Consider the following 3,776-nt stretch of genomic DNA (forward strand, 5'->3'; position numbering starts at 1 on the left):
TTGCTTAACTGAAATAATGGACATCGGCTTCTGAGTAATCTGTTTGTTTTTGGCGAAATAATTTGATCACATATGAAGCCTTTTTTCTATCTTTTTATTATCTTACGCTTAAGATCCTGTCTATGATAACTCATTGGAAGGTAAGTACAATTTTCACAAAATATTTCTTAGCGTAGGTTTTCGTACCGTTGGGCATCAAACCCCTTCTATAGCTTCAAAGTTAATCTAACATTCATCATGAAAACATATTATTCGTGGCTTTTGGGTTTATGATGCCTAAATTCTTAAACCTCAGGTAAGCTACTATGAGTTTGAGCTCTATCAGCCCTTTTTTGCCAGCCTCCAGTAATTTATTGAATACAAATTCGCCTACCGATTATGTTATTGCTAAAGAATCAATAACCACGCCTGAACTACATGATTTCATTAACGCATGTGAACAGCAGAAATTGATATGTAGTCAAAGGACTTACGATTGTATAATCAATTTTCTTTCTTGTGTAAATGAACTCAATTCGTTACGTCAAAATATCTGTATTTGTGAGCATTTATTTGGCTCTATTGAGGACCAAATTCAAAAACTAAATCGGCTGTTAAGTGATCCATTAGTGGATACGGCTTCAAAAATAAGGAGCATCACGCTGCTGCCACAGTCAGTAAAATATGAATCAAATCTGCAATTTTTCGCCTTTACATCCCTCTGCATACTCCGAGCCGCCCAACTTAAGAAGCAAAAAAACTATGAAAGTTATATAAGCAATGTAATTGATGTTTTTTGTGAAATAGTCAACTGCCATAATAAAAAAGTAGCATTAAATAGAGCGATCCTAGGCTATGTCGGTAAAGTAGAACAACCAGAATTGGCGGGAACTGCAAATATTATATCTGCACAATTATTATGTCGATGCTTAAGTTTCTTATGCCTGCATGCACACTACCTTGAAACGCCGTCGTCGTCCTCTGGAAATGTTTATGCAAAACAAGTGATTAGGTTGCCATTGCAGCCCAAAGAGCAACCCATCACGGTATGTGAGTTTAGACCTTCAACGGTTGCCCCCCTTAGTGCATTACAAACATCAGATTTCTGTAATTATTTTATAAATTCTGGAGATGCCTGTTCATCGCTAACAATAAATGAAGTTTTATTGTTACCAATAAATCAAATTCATTCTGTTGTTCAAATGTTTTTGCTTTACAACACCATCATTGTTAATAGCTCCAGCAAAGAAAAATTGAACTTTGTTTTTGACTCTAGGTTTGAACAATTACCAATGAGAGGTTTTTATGTATGTGAATGTAAAAAATCGCCTCAGCTTAGTCAAGAGTCCGATTTACATACTTGGATAAAAGCACAAACAGATCCTGATACTTTGTTAAGCATTTGCAACCAATTGCAAGGTAAGTTTCAAATCAGTTGCTTTAATAGACTTGAAGAATTAAGTGTCGTTCCAATCATTAAACACACTGAGCTTGATTCTATGGCCTTAATCAAATTAAGTTTAGCGCTATTTTCTGAGTGCTATCTGCCAGAAAAAGAATACATGCAGATAATGAACAGGGCTTGCGAAGAGAACAATACTGAACTGGTTCAAAAGCTCTTAGAAACAAACCGCTTTATCGACTGCTTTACTTACTGTGCTGCTAATGATTTATTTGTGAACGGGTTTAGCCCTGTTGATACTGCGTGTAAATTAGGTCATCTATCTTCATTAAGCCATATTTGCTTGTTTTGCAGTCAGAATGGGGGTGAACAACTCATCCTGCACGAAACCCCATTACGAGACAATGCTGTAAGTTTAACTGTAAAGCATGGAAACTTAGAAGAGTTTAAATTTTTGATCAACTGCTTTGATATCAATGTTGGAGAAATTCGATGTTATGATACACAAGAAAACTTGGCTCAAATTGCTATTAAAGCCAAACAGTTCAGAATGCTAGAACATTTATTATCTATTCCCTATGCGAACTTTACCCCGACTCCATATTACTTTTCACTTCTGGAATGGACAGATATGTTTCAACAATCCTTTAATACTCACCTTCCAGAACAGATTAAAGAGGCAATAAAACAAGCAGAGCAACAAAATATGGATTCATTTCAGTTTCCTGAAACTCTTAGTGATGCTATTGGAATTGGTTATCATGCCAGAAGCCGAGTATTAATTGATGCCGTAAAACAAAATAGACCTTACATAGTATACTATTGTTTAGAGGTTGGGGCATCAAGCTTGGCATTAAGCGATGCCATGTTGAGTGCCTGCATGTGTAAGAATTACACCATACTTAATTTGTTTATAGAAAAAAAATGCTTCAATGAAAACGATATTAGTGTGGTACAAGGCTGTTACCCTATTAATATAATGGAGATGCTGGCATGTTTTACCACTAAATATCAGCTCACCTACTTTAAAGCTCTTCTTTCTTCTTGTCCTACTTTTATTAACCTTCCTATTTTAGTTCATGGAAGTGTTCTAAATTTTGCTGTTGTGACAAAACATTGGGAGCTTGTAAGGTTTTTACTCAAATGTACTCCTGATTTTACGGTTAGGAATAGAGATGGAGATAATGCGCTGCATCTTGCTGTAAAATCCAAGTCATCATATGGAGTAGAGATACTTTTATCAGCGTGGCCTTTACAACTGCTTAATGAAAAATCCAATGGCTATCTCGAACAGTTTACCGCATATGAACTTGCTCAAAAAATGAATCTGTCTATGATCATGACTCAATTAAAAACACACGTAGGGCAAGCATTAGCAAAAAGTAAAGTAAATCTCGTGTAAATATGGACATGCTATCGACTTTTCATCATGCCCAAATCATAGGCAGATATCTAATTTTGCTAACTGACACCCTGAATATTTCTTGAATTTCTGAGAACTCCCTAAGAAACATGTCCTGATTTGGTCGACCAGAACAATGAGCACGGTATATAGAAGAAAGTTATTATTTTTGCTCAAATTTAGCGAGTATATCTTTCGCATTGGTTTCCCCTTGTTCAGCAAGTTTCCTAATAACGCCCCATTGAGTTTGATTCAAATTACGAATGTCTAGTACTGCAAGTGCAGAGGAACCAAATTTTGCAGCAGAAGGGCACAGGCAAGACTGCATAAAGACATTAGAGAAATAAACTTCATTGCTCGGGCGGTTTTGTATGCTCGCACCATTATCAAGTAAAAAGTGTATTACTGAAATGTTACCTTTAGAGCATGCTATATAAAGTGGGGTTCGGTTTTTAATATTAATTTGCGTACACTCGACTCCCCAATCAATTTCTGGATTGCCTTCAAAGAGTGCTTTAACTACCTCTAAATTACCAGTTCGGCATGCTATCCAAAATATTGTAGCTTTAGGGTAGTCATACCTTTTTCCGTAAAGTTGAATCGAAAAATCAACCTTTAGATTTGCGATAGTACTTGCACTATATTTCTTGATGAATTCTAAGCAAATAGTTGTACTCCCTTCAGTGTCAAAAGCTTCCTTAATACAGTCAAGGGTTGCTTTGTCGGTTAAGTCAAATTCAGCATAATGAGGGGCCAAAACAAACCGAGATAATGTATCAGTTGGCTCTGCTGCAGGCTGTGTTTTAGTTAAATCAGTTTGAAAAGTTTCAAGAGTCTTTTCAGCAATGGAAGCCTTAGCTTGAAATTTAGTAACTATTCAGCCCATCTGACTCAATCTGCTTAAAATAGCAACGGTTGAGTCACCATTTTACTTGATCCTCAATGATCATTTGACCGATCTTCCCAGTATGTCATGCTGACCAAATATTTAGT

The 3,776-nt window shown here is 36.2% G+C and carries 2 protein-coding genes; one reads left to right on the top strand and one right to left on the bottom strand.

What is annotated here, in order from left to right:
* The first annotated feature begins 305 nt into the window (after positions 1–305).
* A complete protein-coding gene (locus D5018_RS20940) occupies positions 306–2,783 on the top strand; it encodes an ankyrin repeat domain-containing protein (protein WP_121840915.1) in 2,478 nt (825 codons plus the stop codon).
* Positions 2,784–2,946: 163 nt separating this feature from the next.
* Here D5018_RS20940 and D5018_RS20945 read toward each other — a convergent pair whose 3' ends face one another.
* Complete coding sequence (locus D5018_RS20945) at positions 2,947–3,540, bottom strand: ankyrin repeat domain-containing protein (protein WP_165905143.1); 594 nt, start codon at positions 3,538–3,540, stop codon at positions 2,947–2,949.
* Positions 3,541–3,776: the final 236 nt, after the last annotated feature.

Origin of the sequence: Parashewanella curva (genome assembly GCF_003675895.1) — a bacterium.
In the GTDB taxonomy this organism is placed as follows: Bacteria; Pseudomonadota; Gammaproteobacteria; order Enterobacterales; family Shewanellaceae; genus Parashewanella; species Parashewanella curva.